Below are 16,475 nucleotides of genomic sequence, written 5' to 3'. Positions count from 1 at the left end.
AAATCCTTAATTCTTTACTTTGTCAGCGGTCACTTTTAATTGGTGTCCTTGCCGCTTTAAAAGGGTTTCTAATTTTATGAAATCATCACGTCTAGGAATGCCTGCGAACCAGATGACACCTTCTGCATCAAACATGACATCTAATACTTTATCCTCAGTTGTCACGGTTTGTTGATAATAAGCAAATTTTTCTTTTGCTTGTGATGTAAAACAGTGTAAGCGTTGATTATCACTGCCTCTTAACCTTAAAGTTTGTGAACTTTGTCGTTGAAAAGGATCACTGATTAATACATCAATATAAGGTTTAATCTGTTGTAACTGATCGTTGATATCTTCGATGCTATAGCCGGTATACACTAAAATATCAACTTTGGTTTTTTCTCGTAACTGGGTCACAATGGCTAACAAGGCATCAAATTGATCGAAGGGTTCGCCGCCAGAAATAGTAATGCCATCAACCAAAGGCAGGTAAGTGGAGAGCCCCATCATCAGTTTATCGATGGGAATAAACGTTTTTGCAGTTGCCCAAGTATCAACTGAAATACATCCCTCACAACGTAAACTACAGCCTTGAAACCAAATACCTAGTCGCCTACCCGGCCCTAGTGTTGTCACAGGAAAATGAACGCGCGATATACCAACTGTTAACACCATTTACTCCAAGGTTAATTTTCCCACTTGTAACTGAGTAACCTCCAATGCTTGACCTGCTTGAGGGTTTAACTTAAACAACTCACGAGCCAATGGATTTAATAAATGAGCCTCAATCTGATTACGTATTCCTCGACCGCCATTTGATAGATCAGCTAAAGCAATCTTCTTCAAACTTTGTAATGCCTCTGGAGTAAAAGATAAAATCACCCCTTGTGTTTGTAAATCTTCAATCACACCATCAATCATTTGTTGGAATATCTGCTCTGCTACATCAGGGCGAATAAAGTCAAATACAATGATATTTTCGCCTATTCGATTTAAGATTTCCGGGCGATTTAAGACAAATTTAAAATGCCGCTCAATTTCATTTTTAACTTTTTCTTGAACATCATCAAATTGGTCATGTGCAGAAACGTTAGCAATACGCTCTCCTGTTTCGCTCAGTTTATAAATTCCAAGATTGGATGTAAAAATAATGAGTGCTTCTGAAAAATAAACACGCTCACCTCGCCCTGATGTAAGAACACCATCATCTAAAATCTGCAAAAATTTGTCCATAACACGAGGATGAGCTTTTTCTATTTCATCAAATAATACAACGCTAAACGGTTTTTCACGTATTGCATTAGTTAGCTCTCCCCCTACATCATATCCCACATAACCGGGAGGTGAACCAATTAAGCGCTGATCTGAAAATTCTGAACTAAACTCAGACATATCAAAGCGAATATAAGCACTTTCATCATTAAAGAGTAAACTGGTAATTGTCTTGGCAAGCTCTGTTTTACCTACACCAGTTGGACCTGCTAAAAAAACTACTCCGCGGGGTCTATTGCCTTTTCGGTTAACGCCTACTCCCGTAATCGCCCGCTTTATAATGTCGAGCATATGGACAACCGCATGATTTTGTCCTTTAACTCGTTGATATACAAAGTCATCTGCTTGTTCTATTTTTTGCCGTTCGATTTTCTGCCAAGGGTCTTCGGTTACTCCTACTTTATAACGTCTTACGGCATCAGAGATATCATTAATGGTCAATCCCTCAACTCTCGCTAATGTGGTAATAGCATTCATATCAAGCAATAACATGCCTTCGGTGCTATTAACAAAGGTTGCTTCCGCTTTCGCCAGCAATTCTGGAGTGGCTTGTTGCCAACCAGAAAGGCCTTTTATTAATGCAGAGGCTAATGCTCGACGAAAGGTGCTGTCTGGTTTAGAAACTGGAATATGACGAATTCGTGGATTATTTACTAATAACCAGTCAGGTAAATCCCCCTCTTTTTCTACCAACCAAATTAGTGTATTAAAAAAAGGGTTACGATTTGTTCCGGCAGGTCTTGCACGCGCTTGATGGGAGAGGACTAATGCTCGGGTAAACAGTTGATGCTCTGCGGCAGTGAGGTTATTAGCACGAATGGTTAGCTGTGAGGCAAAATCAATAATTAATGCCACAGGTTCGTCATTATTAAGATTAACAACGTTTTCTAAAGTGTTTGCCAATGAATCAATGCCCGCAGCGGCTCGTCCTCCTTCAGGTATTAATCCTATTTGATGTAATAACTCATCAATACCAACAGCTGGTAAATCAGGCGTTTGTAAACCATAAAGCCCCAGTAAAGGATTCCAAATAAGTACTTGACTATATCCTACTTCACGAAGAGCACGATATAAAGTTAACTCAAATGTTTGTGGTGTAATAACTTCAGGAGCCACTTCACACGCTTGTAAATCCCTAATGTTACCCGACAATACAAACTGACTTTTTAACGGCAAAAACCTTAATAGATCACGTAGCCAACGTGGTTTATTAAACTGATTTGTCATGCGCAAAAACCTTTAATAATAACCCCTGAATAATTCCTACAATCTATTATATAGAATCAGATAGAGATAACTAGTATTTCTTTTTAATTATCAATGATATTGATCATACTCACTAGTTTAGCTTTCCACTCTTTTGATTGAGTTGAGCACAAAAAGCTATGACTGACAATTAGTCAATAAATCTCAATCATCTTATCTAAAATTATTTATTTTTGACTTTAATAACCGCCTCACCCTAAAACACAACGATTATCAGGCTGCATAAATCGTAGGTACTCATCGATTTAAGAAAATAGTTTACACAATAATCTATCATCCTTTTAATCCTATCGGTTTCTCAATGATGTATCATCTATAAATAAATGTATTTGTCATTAGCTTGTTGTTCTTCCATCCAAAATTAATAGGTATTTATATAAACGCAGTATATTCAGCTTGTTTTATAAATCATAAATAAATAGCTTTATTCAAAAAACATTATGATTTTCATCAATCTTGGCGATTTTTGCCAAGATTATTAGAGAGGTATCTAAAATGAGTACAATGAATATTCCACCACCAGAATCACAACGTGCTGACGTTGAGCAAAGAGTTTAAAAAAGTTTTTATAGTACTCATAGTGAATATATCAAAGCGCTTATCCATAAAGATTTTGCGCGTAAATAATTGAGAGATTTAATTATGTAAGGGGTTAACTCACCAACGGTTCAGTTATTAAGGAAAACCATTTGGTTTTATTAAAACGCAGAATAGAAGGGTAGAAAGGATAGACTAGATAATGGCAAAAATGTTTATCTAAAAAAATACCGAACAAGATGTTGAACAGACTATTGTTTATTATGAAGGAAAATCTTAAGCATTAGTTAATAAGGTTTATAATGAACTATGTTTGGGTATAATTTACACAAAACAGTCTAAATTTATTTCCTATTTTTGGTTGATCATGACACTTCTTTATTAACTCATTTTTTAAATGAAAGCTTGATGTATAGGATATTTTGAATAACGTTTTGAGCTTTCAATGTTCGATCCATTTTCGAAAGCAGCTACGACGATTAGTCCCATGCCAAAAAGTTTACTTATATCTTTTTGGTTTAGATTTACTTTAATTCAATAATTGCGAAGTTTATTACTTAATATTTTATTGGTCGTATGCTTTATACCTAATCTTTTATAACAGCTAAAGCTAAAATATACGCTATAACCAATCAATTCAATACTTAGGTTATAGCGTATCAAGTCAATTGAGACCAAGCTTTAATTTTGAAAAATAGAAATATTTTCTATTATTCTCTAAATAACTTTCTTATCTCTATTTTTATGCCACGACAATTACCTGTAACAAACTTCAGGATCTGGCTAATAATCCACTAAATTTGTCTGCTGCACTTTTGCCATTCTAGTGTTGCATCGATTTCAATACCGCCAGAACTTACTGGCTCGACTGAAGAAAGGAAGAGGCGGTCACCTTCGATGCGTGCTCGGCGTAGCTGCCGTTGACCGCACCAGTTTGGGAAAAGCGATACATCCATGCCGTGAATGATCGTTCCGGGTTGCTCGCCAAGTTGCCATGGACCACTGTAGGCGATATAGGTGGTTGCTTCAGCTTTGAACTCCTCAGGAGAAGCAACGAACCAGTCTCCTGATGTAAAATGCGAGCGTTCTGGAGCACAGAGTTGTGCCGACATGTAGCCATCTGGCGTGTAAAGGATCAACCCTTGAGGCCGATCGGTCATAGGTTGGCGTATCGGCGAACCGTCTCGCGGTCGCTCTATATAACTTACTAGACGCCACGCCCCGATTAATTGTTCACGAAGTATATTGGTCATTAGAAATTTCCTCTTTTTGGGCATGGAACCCGTTAGTATTGGTCAATTTAAAGTTTCTTCAACGGTACAAGGAGATAACTGTCACGCTCTGCACCGAAATGGATATGGTGAATACCCTTGTTACGAGACGGCGGCATCACCTCTTGCGCCTTGGCCCATGCCGGCATCGTTGCTGGTCCACCACCAACCAGATGGATCATCTCCGGCTGCGTACCGGGTTCAAACGTAAAGCTGTTCTTCGGCAGATCAATCGCCGCCTGTCCGAAAGGTAGGTTGACGGGATCGTTGCAGAAAGGTTTGATCGTCAGTTTCAGCTGTTCACCTGGATGAAACTTCATTGCCAACGGCCAGATACCTATATCAACTGGTACCACTTCTTTAGGTGAAAGTCGCTGTTCCCCTTGTAAAAGAAGTACTGGGTCTGCTTCAGTTGAGAGGACAGGATCCAGAGCTCGGCGTGAAACCCTCAGATAACTTGCCGTACGGGTCGGTGCTGCGCCACCGGGATAGGTCTCGCGAATAATGGTTCGCCCCGCAGAATCCACTTTTTCTAAATAAACGGTAAGATCCATATCATCCGCCCCATCAGCTTCGACAAACAACCGAAGCTTGCTGTAGCCAATAAGCTCTGCCTCATGCTCGATCGGCATTAAAAAGGTAGCTGAGCCACCATCCACCTTGTAAGAAACCACACCGGGTTTTGGGTATGATGTGGCTGACAATGAAGAGGTATCAGTTAGATGAAGCTTGATATGCTCATAACCTTTTGGCGGAAATTCCTCGACAATGCGGTCAACCTCATCTTGATGGCCGGGATCGAGAACCGAGATACGGACTTTTGGTGTTTCTTCCCAACCATTTTTCTCGCCTTTTAGATATCGATCGAAGAAGCGTTTAAGCTCGGCTTGGTGAGCAGGATTATAAAAGTCCGGCCACTCCTGCGTATTATGAACACGTAACCATTTCTCTTTGGAAGAAATTCTGCGCCACGCATCAAACGTTCCATATGTATGAGCAACATTATCGTAGCTGGCAACGATGTAGGCCGGGACTTCGATGCGTTCGAGGCGTGCAGCTTTATCTGCCCAGTAAGGCGTCATATCCTGTTCAGTCGCAGCCATGCGCGGCATATCTTCCAAAAAGTGCTCACCACCAAAGCTTTGGATTAGCGCTTCCGGGAATGCGGTGCGAGGAATGCCACCACGGAGGAAATCACCGCGAGCAATATCGGTGCAACCCTCCCACGGAGCTATAGCAGCTAAGTGTGGCGGTTGTTCTGCTGCGATAAACCACTGCGAAACGCACAGCCAGCTATTACCAGCCATACCGACTTTACCATTAGACCAACTTTGATCTGCTATCCAGTTAATTACGTCGCAGCCATCTTCGGCGGTCTGCCGACCCCAACCGACGATATTTCCACCTGAACGATAGGCACCACGAATGTCGGGATTGATCACGGCGTAACCAGCATTAACCCAGTAGGCTGGGTCAGGACCTTCCCATTTCATCATTTCAGACGTCATACTTAATTTAACGCCATATCGTTCTGGAATTTCGTCCAACCATTGACCACCAATCTCTTTGCCGTACGGACTCCAAGCGAGAATTGCCGGATGGATAGCATCGCCGACAGGACGGAAAACATCCGTGTAGATCACTGTACCATCACGTAGGGTAATCGCCACATCACGCTCAAACATAATGTCGCACGGTAATGGCATCGCGCCCTCACGTCGAATTGTTCCTTTACGCAGAATTTCTGATCCGGGCTTGAAGCCGGGATAACGCACTCGAGGTGCATCCAAAGGTAATGGACGACGGAAGTAGGTCGGGTAAGCATCATTGCCATAGACGCGTAGCGGTAACTTTTCGGAAAAAGGAACCTCATTTTTTGATGCTGCTGCAAACGCCGAGCTAATTGGCTTTCCGATGAATGGCAAACCGAACTGGCTGACAGCAAGCGCTCCGCCGGCGATCCCCATAGCGCTCAAGAAGCGTCGTCGGCTTATTGATTCGCTAGTAGCAACACAAGATAGAAGTATTGTCGGAGACTGTTTTGATTTAGTCATAGCAGATCCTTTTTGAGTGTCGTATGTTGTTGACAATAATAAAAGTCGGTCCATATAATGTCTAATGACATTATGTTCCCCCTGTAATTCCAAGAGGTAATAATGGAACTCCGCCATCTGAAATCTTTCGTCGTACTGGCTGAGGAGCTGCATTTTGGCAGAGCGGCGAAGCGTCTGCACATCGTCCAGTCGGCGCTGAGCAAGCAAATGCTGCTCCTTGAGGAAACCGTAGGATGCCGCTTACTCAATCGCAATCGTCGGGGTGTGACGCTTAGCGAAGCGGGTAAGGTGTTTCTCGGAGAGGCAAATCAAGCACTTGAACATATTGAACGCGCGATGGAAACTGCGTGCCGCGTTAGCCAAGGCCTTATGGGGCGCGTACGGATTGGTTATTCAGCCATCGCTGTTCATTCTGGTATTCTGACATCAGCTCTCACGCGGATCGAGGGTGCCATGCCTGAGGTTGAAGTACTGCTGCAACAAATCGAGCCATGGGAACAAAATGAGAGGCTTATGACCGATAAGGTTGACTTCGTACTAGCCCCTGTACTTGACAATGATCAGCAGACACTTCGAGTGCATCAACTTGCGAAATTGCCGGTAGTTGTGGGGATGTCGGTTCGTCATGTACTTGCTTCCAAATCGGTAATTGAACTTGAAGACCTCAAGGAAGAAACGTTTATCGAACTTGCCAATAGTGATGGTGAGGCCGTTGATGTAGTTAAAAATCTTATTGGTCTTCATCCGCAAACCGTCATCGCCAAATCCGACCCGATCGCCGTTCTGGCTCTGGTTCAAGCGCAGCGTGGTATCAGTGTGTTACCTACAGTACTTCAGCTACCGAATTTTCCACAGGTCACCTATAAACCTCTTAAAACCAACTGCACGGTTCCGCTGTCACTTATCAGCCGACGAGATGGCGATGATCCCTTACTTAACAAGCTCAAGGAGATCTTAATCACCACAACTGTCTTGGCTCACGAATGCTCCAGACCTATAGCGGTGAAGTAAATTAAGCGACACACTTAGATTTTTGCAAAAAATGGTTTTTATTCAGTCTGTTAATCCTCAGTTGTATTGATAAAACCTAAGTGGAGTTAACAGAGACCATTTTCTCATTATAAGACACTATAAGATATCTGCGTTCAAATTTAATTATGATTTTTTGTCTATTATCTTTAATAGCAGCGACTTTTGCTGTTTAACTAAATAACTTTATCAACAATAATATTTTTCGTGGTTAGATATTGCTCATCTTCAATGTTAATTGCCTGATCAGTAATTACCCGATGTATGGCTTCGAGTGGCGATAATTGATATGGCTGTTTTTGACCAAACTTTGATGAATCAGTGATGATGATGTTTTCGCTAGGCTTGGTTAATATGGTATTAACTAACTCAGTCCGCATTTGGTTTCGACCAGAAAACCCAGTATCTGGTAAAAAGCCATCAATACCAATAAATGCTTTGTCAAAATGGAGATGTTTTATCGCAAGGCAAGCAAGTTCACCGACCACACTTTCACTCTTCTTCTGATATTCGCCACCAATGACCACCACTTTTAATTCGGTATTTTTTAGCAATTGAGCGATGTAGTAGCTTGAGGTAATTAGGGTGATACGACGTGTGTAGGCTAAATGTCTGGCGAGTAGGGCGTTGGTACTCCCCCCTTCAATAAAGATATGTTCATCGTTATTGACGAGTGAGGCGGCGTATTCAGCTATTTTTTGCTTTAACGGGAATTTAATCTTCATGCGAGCGTCAAGATTATCACTATCGATTGCCACGGCATAACCGTGTTCGCGTTTTAAATAACCGTTTTGCTCTAAAAAATTGAGATCATGACGAATGGTCACAACAGAAACATTAAATTGCTCAGCTAACTCATTGACACTAACTTGATTGAGTTCATTAACTTTATAAATAATCTCTTGTTGTCGTTCATTCATTAAATACAGCATAATTACCTGTTATAAATATAGTCACCTGTTATAAAATCGCCATATCCATATATCAATATCGATATAAACACGTAGGGAAAGATAGTAATGAATTACATGGCATTTGTCATTATAAAAGTGGCAAAACAAAAAAGATGCCTATCGGTTTTTGGATAGATATATAAATTCGATTTTATTTTGGCATTAATCTCATTTTCTGTTTCTGTTGATCCTACCTCAAAAAACAATGAATAATCAGGGGTAGCAAACACAAAGTCATGATATAGAAATTGTATTGTTGTATATCAATTAATAACGATTAAAATGGCTAAAAAATAAAGGATCAATAATAAACATTTTTAGTAATTTCAAATTGAAAAGAGATATTAGGAATAAGAATACAGTGAGGATAGTTGAATGAATAAAAAAATATTATTGCTAATCATGCTGTTTATCAGCCACTTTGCACAAAGTGCTCAAGTCACTTGGGATCTAACTTTTGATAGCAAATATAATTTACCTTTAATCATGATGGATTTTCAAGGTGAAAAAATTACCATGACGTTGGATACCGGTTCGAAAATAGCTTTACATCTACCAATGGATTTAATTAATAAGATTGCTAATAAAACGGAAAACTCTGAAAAAATCAGAACGATTGATCTTTCTGGGGGTGTCACAGAACTTAAATCATTTATTGTCAACAAGTTAGAATTAAATTCTTTTATCTTTAATAATGTGCAAGTGGTTGAATATAAAGACTGGGGATTATTTATCTCGAGTGATCCGATGGATAATGATAATAGTGAAGATAGCAGTGCATTTAAAGCTGTTATTGGTCTTAAATTGTTTGATAATTATGTATTAACTATCAATTATCCTGAAAGTAATTTAACAATATCCGATGATACTTCAACCGACTTAAATCGAAATTGGGTTGCTATCCCCTTTGATTTAAATGATGAAGGTTTGGTCGTCACTCTGTCTGACGGTATCAAGAATTATAAAATGGTTTTAGATACCGGAGCAACGGTATCACTTATCAAAGAACAATCACTTTCACCAGAATCAATAAAAATAAGCGATCCTGAAGATAATTTTAAATCTATATCACTTGATGTGAATAATGTCGCGAATGATAGCGTTCTGCCAATAATAATTGATTCATTTCCTAATGAATTTCAATCTGACGGATTATTAGGCGCTGACTTTTTAAGTAAAAACAGAGTTAAAATTGATTTTAAAAATAAGCAAATGTGGATCCAGCCGGTTGTGACAAAATAATTTTATCTTAAATTTATATTGATGATTAAACGATAAAAAAGACCTACAAGAGTAGGTCTTTAAATTGCTGAGGTTTATAAATTAGCTATTAATTAGATAACGTGTTCTGTTCTGGCGATAATATCATCCTGAGTATCAGGTGATAAGGCAGTAAAGAATGCGGAATAACCAGCAACACGGACAACTAAGTCACGATATTGATCCGGATGCGCTTTCGCTGCAAGTAACGTATCACGTGAAACAACATTATATTGAACATGCCATCCTTTATGCACTTCAAAGAATGTTCTTAACATCATCATCAGTTTTAACTTATCACGCGGATTGTCTAAGGTTGATGGGTTGAGTTTTTGGTTTAACAGCACGCCACCAAGAATTTTATCCGTAGGTAATTTACCTAATGAGTTAAATACTGCTGTTGGTCCTAAGGTATCCGTACCAGATGATGGGCTAGCACCTTCGGCTAACGGTGTCCATGCTTTACGTCCATCAGGTGTTGCTGCAGTTTGGGCACCAAATGGCACATTGGCAGAGATAGAGGAAGTACCAGCATAATAAGTACCACCAATTGGACCACGGCCATAGCGAGGGTTGCGATAATTTTTTAACTCATCAATATAGTAGTTATATAGTTCAGCTAAAAGATAATCTACTTCATCATTATCATTACCATATTTTGGTGCACCATTAAGTAGGCGTTGACGTAATTGTTCACCCGCAGAGCCGGCAAAGTTTTCAGCCAATGCTTTAGCTAAATCGGACTGTTTGATGGTGTGCTCATCAAAAATCAATTTTTTAACCGCTTCAAAGCTGTTAGTGGTATTAGCCAGTCCGACTTGTAAACCGGATACCCAATCATATTTCGCGCCACCTTGTTTAAGGGTTTTACCGCGTTCGATACAATCATCGACTAATACTGAGCAGATAATGTCATGCGCATTTTCTTCTAGGATAGTATCAATCACATACTCAATTTCGATTGATTTTCGCGTATAGTAGCGAATTTGTTTATCCCACTGTGCTTTGACTTCGTCAAAACTTTTGAAGTTATTTTTACTTAAGGCTTGTTCTTGTGGTAAATAAACCACACCACTGGTTGCATCTTTACCTCCTTCTAATGTCGCTAATGCCACACGTGCAAAGTTAATAAAGCTCATCCCTGTACAACGGTACCCCCATTTACCCGGTACTGCTGTTTCAATACAACCGATTGCTGAATATTCATAAGCATCTTGGCGTTCGACACCGAGTTTAATAAATTCAGGAATAACGATTTCATCATTATTAAACGCCGGCATACCAAAGCCACAACGAATAACTTGTACGCAAGCATCTAAAAAGTCATCACTCATTCCAGCATGATAACGGACACTTAAGTTAGGTTGGGTGGATTTTAAACGTCCACAAGACTCTAAAATAGCATAAGATAATGAGTTTACTGCATCAGCAGGTACATCATCGACCAGTTTTTGCCCACCAATCGTCACGTTTTGATACATTGGGCTACCGGCTGAGCTCTTAGAGTGTGAACCAGAACGGATTTTATTGACTTCTAACAGTTTCAACCAACAGCTGTGTAATAACTCAATAGCTGCTTCGCGAGTTAATGTTTTATCTTGCTCAACATCTTTTTCATACCATGCAGAGAGATATTGGTCCATCCGTCCAAACGATACCGAGTGGCCATTTGATTCGATTTGTAACAATAACATAACAAAATAGCATAGCTGGATAGCTTGCCAAAATGTTTGCGGTGGTTTATGAGCGATAACCTCACAGTTTTTAGCTATTTGTAATAACTCATTTTTACGCCACGAACGTTCTTCTTTAGTAGCCATTTCACGCGCTAATTCGGCATAACGTTCAATATATTTACTCATGGCTAGCATGGAGATTTCTGATGCTTTTAGGAAGTGATCTTTATGAAAATCATCAAAATCAGTGGTATTAATGCGACTACGACGTTCCTTAATTTTATCAATAATACCATCAATGCCTTTTTCCAGAATAAATGGGAAATTAACGGCAAGGTGAGCATCACCTGAGTTCATATTCCCTTCAGCTTTGATCATCACAGTATCGAGTAATGATTTGTGTTCATCACTAAATAGTGCATAACAGCGATCAAGTACTGTTTGACCATGCCACCATGGGCAAACACGGTGTAAGACTTCCTTGTCATGTTCGGTGACTTCAAATCCTGCGCCTGGGCGATCACCTAATACATCAATTTCTTTTTCTACCCAACCAACAGTATATTCAGGAAATATGGGGGCCGCTCTTGGTGCAGAAGCTTGGTTACCCACAATTAATTCATCGTGTTTTATCCAAATTGTTTTTTTATTTAGGTGATTGGCTAAAGCATAAGCACGACGTAATACCACGGGTTGTGCCAAATGTTCTTGATAAGATTCGGTATAATGCTCTGCGCGTTCTACACAAATCGGTGGTTTAATAATATGAATCAATGCATTTTTATGTGCTTGAATCCTTGGTGTGACAGTAGTCAGGTCTAGAGTAGACATAAGGTTCTCCTTGGTTATCCTCGTAAAACAGCGGTTAGCTGTTTTTGTTGGGCGTAATGGGTTGCAAAATCGATGATATTTGCGTCGTTTAGTGGCTCTTTAGGTGCATGATATGGCAGATCGAGCATTTTATATTTGTTGATACCTAATGTGTGATACGGTAAAAAGTGGATCTCATCTGTCGGTATTTCGTTAGCAACAAAATCAACAATACTTTTTATCGATTTCTCATCAGCATTAAATCCTTGAATTAATGGTACTCGGACAGTGATCTTTTTGTTTGTCTTTGCTAAGTGCTGAAAATTTTTTAAAATCCGTTTAGCTGAACCTTTGGTCCAGGCATAAAAAATCGATTCGTCAGTGTGTTTTAAATCCGCCAAGAAAAGATCTAAATATGGCAATGACGCTTCTATATTCTTCCATGGCACATGCAAACACGTTTCAACCGCAGTGTGATAGCCTTGTTGTTTGCAAGCAGCAAGTATTTCTTGGCTTAATTTAGGTTGCATAAAAGGTTCACCACCCGACAAAGTTACGCCACCACCGGTACGTTGATAAAACGGACTATCCCTATCGATAGTTTGCATCACATCCTGTACTGATAGTGATTCACCACATACAGTTAATGCTAAGCTTGGACAAACATTTTGTATTTTTTGATAGTCAGTTTGTTCGGCTGCTTTTCGATTAATCTCAATGTGTCCATTTGATTTTTTGATTAAATTTGGGCAAGATGCAGAACAAAGATCACAATCACTAATGCAAAGCCTTTCATCAAACAGGATCTCTTGCTTAGCCGATTGGCTTTCTGGATTTTGACACCAAAAACAGCCTAAAGAACAACCTTTTAAGAAGACTACTGTTCGAATTCCGGGTCCATCATGAGTGGAATATCGTTGTAAATTAAAAATCATACATTGCTCCCTTATCTTTGCTACATAATAATAACTTTCGAACGAAAGTGTCTGTGATCTAGATCACATTTTTGAGCATAAAATTTAAAATTAAGATCTAGATCACATTTTTAAAATTAAAATATTCATTTGTAAGCAACAAATCTTTCGATCGAAAGTTATTTATGTTTTAATCAAAAATAAAGAGATAAGTAATAATGAGGAATAACATGAATAATTTTACTATTGGGATTGATGTTGGTGGTACTAAAACTGCATATGGACTTTTTGATAGCAATAAAAATCTCATCTTTAAAAATAAATTACCGACTAATGCAAATTTAGATGGACAAGCTTTTTTTGATGGAATTGCCGATAATATTAATACTATTCTAAAAAATCACGATATTAATTACTCCAATCTACGAGGTGTTGGCATAGGTATGCCTTCTTATATTTTTTATGAAGAAGGCCGTATTATGAAAACGGCAAACTTACCAAAGATAAAAGATTTCCCTGCGCGTAGCTATTTATATAAAAAATTAGGCGGTAATATTCGAATTATGCTTGATAACGATGCGCATACTGCTGCTTTAGCTGAACACCGTAATGGCGCAGGTCGTGGTTTTACACATATGCTCTATTGTCCTGTCAGTACTGGTATTTCAACAGGGATTATTATTGATAATAAGCTATTTCGTGGTCGCTATGGTTGGGCTGGAGAGACTGGTCATATGATTGCTACACCAGGAGAAGGCATTGAATGTGGCTGTGGTAATCGTGGTTGTCTTATGTCGTATTGTTCTGGTGCGATGATTGTAAAACATGTTAAACAAAAGATCCTTGAAGGTCATAAAACCATTATGCTTGATATGGCAGGTTCGCACGATGCTATTGATGTGTTACATATTAGTCAGGCTTATGATTTAGACGATTCATTATCTATTTGGGCAATCGATCAAATGGCTAAATATATGGCAGTTTGGCTCTATAACCTTTATTCAGCATTAAATATTAACTGTTTTGTGCTTGGTGGCGGATTGTTAAATATTGGTGATAAATTATTTGATCCAGTTAAGAGTATGTTTAATGATTTGAATCATTGTGATTTACCTGTCTATTTTAAAGAAGCGGAATTAGGCGATGATTTTGGCATAGTTGGTGCTGCCGAGTTACTATTTTAATTTGAGGTAATCATGATGAACACAATCACCATTGATGAAGTGAATCCCCCTACAAAAGCTAAATTTTTAGTGGTTATTGATGTACTGATAGATGGCATATCGGGTATTTTTCTCCCGTTTGTTAATCAATTATGTGCATGTGGTATTTTGATTGGAATCGTAGCTATTTTGCAAACTACACATTGTATCGCTATGGAAAGTGATTCCTATAAAATTTTACATGCAATGGCAAATAGTCTTTTTTATTTTTTACCGATGCTACTTGCTTATACTTCAGCTAAAAAATTTGGAGCTAACCCTTATACCGCGGTGGTTATTGCTGGAATTTTACTTTATCCAAGTCTTGTTGAGATGTTAGATAAAGGTGAGACGATTAACTTTATCGGCTTAACTATTTATCCAGTTACCTATAATGCTAGCGTGATTCCGATCATATTAGCAGTTGGCATTTTGCATTATGTTGAATTATTGTTTAAGAAAATATTACCGGATGTTGTGAGTGGCTTTTTAACACCACTACTTAGTATTATTCTTATTTCTACTTTAACATTATCCACATTGGGACCATTAGGGGTTGGGATTAGTAAATATCTGGCAATTGGATATCAATCGGTCTATCAAACCAGTCCGATTTTAGCTGGCTTTATATTGGGTGGTCTTATTCAGTTAATGGTCATTTTTGGTTTTCATTGGTGTTTAATCCCACTGGCTTTAAATAATATTAACTTAAATGGATTTGATACGATTCTCGCCATGATGGGACCAGCTGTATTTGCTCAGGCAGGATCAGCGTTTGCCGTATTCTTGTTAGCTAAAAATAAACAATTCAAATTTATCTGTTTTTCAGCAGGAATATCAGCGTTATTTGGCATTACTGAACCCGCCATGTATGGGGTTAATTTACCACTTAAAAAACCGATGATAGGTGTCTGCCTTGGCGGTGCGATTGGTGGTGCTATGACGGGCTATTTTGCTAATTCGGCAATGTCATTTGCTTTCCCTGGACTGGTTACACTGCCGGTATTTATGGGGGTGGCATTTTGGGGGTTTATAGCAGCTGTAATGGTAGGATTTTTAGTCGGCTTTTTATTTACCTTAAGTTGCCATAAAAAATTAGAATTAGCTAAATTTAGTCAAGCTGAGCTATCAATTACTAACAATTGATCTTACCTATTTGGTCAAATTTGGGTATCATATTGATTATCTCTAAATTGACAGAATAGAAAGGATATATGAATAAGCGTCACCAAATAATCTTAGAGTTGATTAATAGTAAAAAGAAGATTAGTGTGAATGAGTTAGCGGTACTAACTAATGTATCACTGGTTACTATTCGTAATGATCTATCCATTCTTGAACAGCAAAACTATGTTAAACGTTCCCATGGTTTTGCTGAGATCCTTGATCGTGATTCAATGAGCGAAAGGTTAGATGTCAACTTTTCACTAAAACAGAAATTAGCCAAATATTCATTAAGCCTAATCAATGAAGGCGATTCTGTATTTATCGAAGGCGGTAGTACCAATTCATTATTAGCTCGAGAACTGCTCAACTTTAAAGGTGAAATAGTTGTTATAACTGTTTGTACCTATATAGCATCGCTATTACGTGATGCACCATTTGATGTCATTTTATTTGGGGGCTTGTTACAAGCGAAAAGCGAAAGTGTGATAGGTCCTTTAACCCGAACTTGTATTAATCAAACTCACTTCAATAAAAGCTTTTTGGGAATTGATGGTTACACTCCGGATATCGGTTTTACAGGAAGAGACATGATGCGTGCTGAAGTAATTAATGCGGTGTTGAATAAAGGTGCGGAAAATTTTGTAATTTCAGATTCCTCTAAATTTGGTCTTGTTTATCCATATACTATTGATTCCGATAATTTTAAACAAATAATTACCGATAAAAATATCAGCGCCGATATGGAAAAATCACTAAAAGATAGGGGAATTATTGTTCATAAAGTATAGTAATGGCCATAAGTTAAACTATTATAATATTTTCAATGGCTAATAATTTGCTATCTATTCCTAATTAATCAATTGATCCTTTCAAATACCTCTCTTTTTGGCTAACAACATTGTGTAGCCTTCATAAATCTTAATTTACTTCTTTTCTTACTTAACTTTAATAAATCGTAACTTCAGATCAGTTATTGCCACTAGGTAACGCATTAATGTTACATATGTAAATAGTAATATTTTCATTGGAAAGTGATTTTATTTGCGTTTATGTGATCAAGTTCAACTTTTTGAAAGCGTATTTTG

At 38.5% G+C, this 16,475-nt stretch carries 12 protein-coding genes; 5 read left to right on the top strand and 7 right to left on the bottom strand.

Annotation, left to right across the window (positions count from 1 at the left end):
- Positions 1–6 precede the first annotated feature (6 nt).
- From DKK70_RS13315 to DKK70_RS13300, 4 genes are all read right to left on the bottom strand, one after another.
- Entirely contained in the window at positions 7–654 is a 648-nt protein-coding gene (locus DKK70_RS13315; protein ID WP_110434449.1) for a 4Fe-4S single cluster domain-containing protein, read from the bottom strand.
- The gene (locus tag DKK70_RS13310) at positions 655–2,478 is read right to left on the bottom strand and encodes an AAA family ATPase (RefSeq protein ID WP_110434448.1); all 1,824 of its coding nucleotides are present in this window, start codon (positions 2,476–2,478) and stop codon (positions 655–657) included.
- Positions 2,479–3,848: 1,370 nt separating this feature from the next.
- Positions 3,849–4,307 carry a lipocalin-like domain-containing protein gene (locus tag DKK70_RS13305; protein ID WP_219999798.1) on the bottom strand — a complete coding sequence of 153 codons (459 nt, stop codon included), beginning with the start codon at positions 4,305–4,307 and terminating at the stop codon, positions 3,849–3,851.
- 47 nt (positions 4,308–4,354) lie between these two features.
- The gene (locus DKK70_RS13300) at positions 4,355–6,379 is read right to left on the bottom strand and encodes a CocE/NonD family hydrolase (RefSeq protein ID WP_181416016.1); all 2,025 of its coding nucleotides are present in this window, start codon (positions 6,377–6,379) and stop codon (positions 4,355–4,357) included.
- Positions 6,380–6,481: 102 nt separating this feature from the next.
- Between DKK70_RS13300 and DKK70_RS13295 the strand changes: the two genes are divergently transcribed.
- Positions 6,482–7,390 carry a LysR substrate-binding domain-containing protein gene (locus tag DKK70_RS13295; RefSeq protein WP_110434445.1) on the top strand — a complete coding sequence of 303 codons (909 nt, stop codon included), beginning with the start codon at positions 6,482–6,484 and terminating at the stop codon, positions 7,388–7,390.
- 194 nt (positions 7,391–7,584) lie between these two features.
- On the opposite strand, the gene DKK70_RS13290 is transcribed toward DKK70_RS13295, so the two are convergent.
- Positions 7,585–8,328: a DeoR/GlpR family DNA-binding transcription regulator gene (locus DKK70_RS13290; RefSeq protein WP_110434444.1), complete on the bottom strand. Its 744-nt coding sequence runs from the start codon at positions 8,326–8,328 to the stop codon at positions 7,585–7,587.
- A gap of 408 nt (positions 8,329–8,736) precedes the next feature.
- Between DKK70_RS13290 and DKK70_RS13285 the strand changes: the two genes are divergently transcribed.
- On the top strand, positions 8,737–9,603 hold the full coding sequence (locus DKK70_RS13285; RefSeq protein WP_110434443.1) for an aspartyl protease family protein: 867 nt from the start codon (positions 8,737–8,739) through the stop codon (positions 9,601–9,603).
- A 92-nt stretch (positions 9,604–9,695) separates the two neighbouring features.
- Here DKK70_RS13285 and DKK70_RS13280 read toward each other — a convergent pair whose 3' ends face one another.
- Complete coding sequence (locus tag DKK70_RS13280; RefSeq protein WP_110434442.1) at positions 9,696–12,128, bottom strand: formate C-acetyltransferase/glycerol dehydratase family glycyl radical enzyme; 2,433 nt, start codon at positions 12,126–12,128, stop codon at positions 9,696–9,698.
- A 14-nt stretch (positions 12,129–12,142) separates the two neighbouring features.
- Positions 12,143–13,042, bottom strand: a complete 900-nt coding sequence (locus DKK70_RS13275) for a glycyl-radical enzyme activating protein (protein ID WP_110434441.1) — start codon at positions 13,040–13,042, stop codon at positions 12,143–12,145.
- A gap of 209 nt (positions 13,043–13,251) precedes the next feature.
- Here DKK70_RS13275 and DKK70_RS13270 point away from each other — a divergent pair, with 209 nt between their 5' ends.
- The 3 genes from DKK70_RS13270 to DKK70_RS13260 all read left to right on the top strand — a co-directional run bounded on the left by DKK70_RS13270 (position 13,252) and on the right by DKK70_RS13260 (position 16,178).
- A complete protein-coding gene (locus tag DKK70_RS13270) occupies positions 13,252–14,205 on the top strand; it encodes an ROK family protein (RefSeq protein ID WP_181416015.1) in 954 nt (317 codons plus the stop codon).
- Positions 14,206–14,217: 12 nt separating this feature from the next.
- Positions 14,218–15,369: a PTS transporter subunit EIIC gene (locus DKK70_RS13265; RefSeq protein ID WP_219999796.1), complete on the top strand. Its 1,152-nt coding sequence runs from the start codon at positions 14,218–14,220 to the stop codon at positions 15,367–15,369.
- Positions 15,370–15,437: 68 nt separating this feature from the next.
- On the top strand, positions 15,438–16,178 hold the full coding sequence (locus tag DKK70_RS13260) for a DeoR/GlpR family DNA-binding transcription regulator (RefSeq protein ID WP_110434438.1): 741 nt from the start codon (positions 15,438–15,440) through the stop codon (positions 16,176–16,178).
- Positions 16,179–16,475 lie beyond the last annotated feature (297 nt).

Source organism: Gilliamella apicola (genome assembly GCF_003202655.1).
GTDB classification, from domain to species: domain Bacteria; phylum Pseudomonadota; class Gammaproteobacteria; order Enterobacterales; family Orbaceae; genus Gilliamella; species Gilliamella apicola_R.
Note: the sequence above shows the minus strand (reverse complement) of the source record. Positions and strands in the feature narration are given on the sequence as shown.

Bases quoted from the DNA above. Each gene is read 5' to 3' on its own strand.
- DKK70_RS13315 (WP_110434449.1), bottom strand. From the start codon at position 654: ATGGTGTTAACAGTTGGTATATCGCGCGTTCATTTTCCTGTGACAACA.
- DKK70_RS13310 (WP_110434448.1), bottom strand. From the start codon at position 2,478: ATGACAAATCAGTTTAATAAACCACGTTGGCTACGTGATCTATTAAGG.
- DKK70_RS13305 (WP_219999798.1), bottom strand. From the start codon at position 4,307: ATGACCAATATACTTCGTGAACAATTAATCGGGGCGTGGCGTCTAGTA.
- DKK70_RS13300 (WP_181416016.1), bottom strand. From the start codon at position 6,379: ATGACTAAATCAAAACAGTCTCCGACAATACTTCTATCTTGTGTTGCT.
- DKK70_RS13295 (WP_110434445.1), top strand. From the start codon at position 6,482: ATGGAACTCCGCCATCTGAAATCTTTCGTCGTACTGGCTGAGGAGCTG.
- DKK70_RS13290 (WP_110434444.1), bottom strand. From the start codon at position 8,328: ATGAATGAACGACAACAAGAGATTATTTATAAAGTTAATGAACTCAAT.
- DKK70_RS13285 (WP_110434443.1), top strand. From the start codon at position 8,737: ATGAATAAAAAAATATTATTGCTAATCATGCTGTTTATCAGCCACTTT.
- DKK70_RS13280 (WP_110434442.1), bottom strand. From the start codon at position 12,128: ATGTCTACTCTAGACCTGACTACTGTCACACCAAGGATTCAAGCACAT.
- DKK70_RS13275 (WP_110434441.1), bottom strand. From the start codon at position 13,042: ATGATTTTTAATTTACAACGATATTCCACTCATGATGGACCCGGAATT.
- DKK70_RS13270 (WP_181416015.1), top strand. From the start codon at position 13,252: ATGAATAATTTTACTATTGGGATTGATGTTGGTGGTACTAAAACTGCA.
- DKK70_RS13265 (WP_219999796.1), top strand. From the start codon at position 14,218: ATGATGAACACAATCACCATTGATGAAGTGAATCCCCCTACAAAAGCT.
- DKK70_RS13260 (WP_110434438.1), top strand. From the start codon at position 15,438: ATGAATAAGCGTCACCAAATAATCTTAGAGTTGATTAATAGTAAAAAG.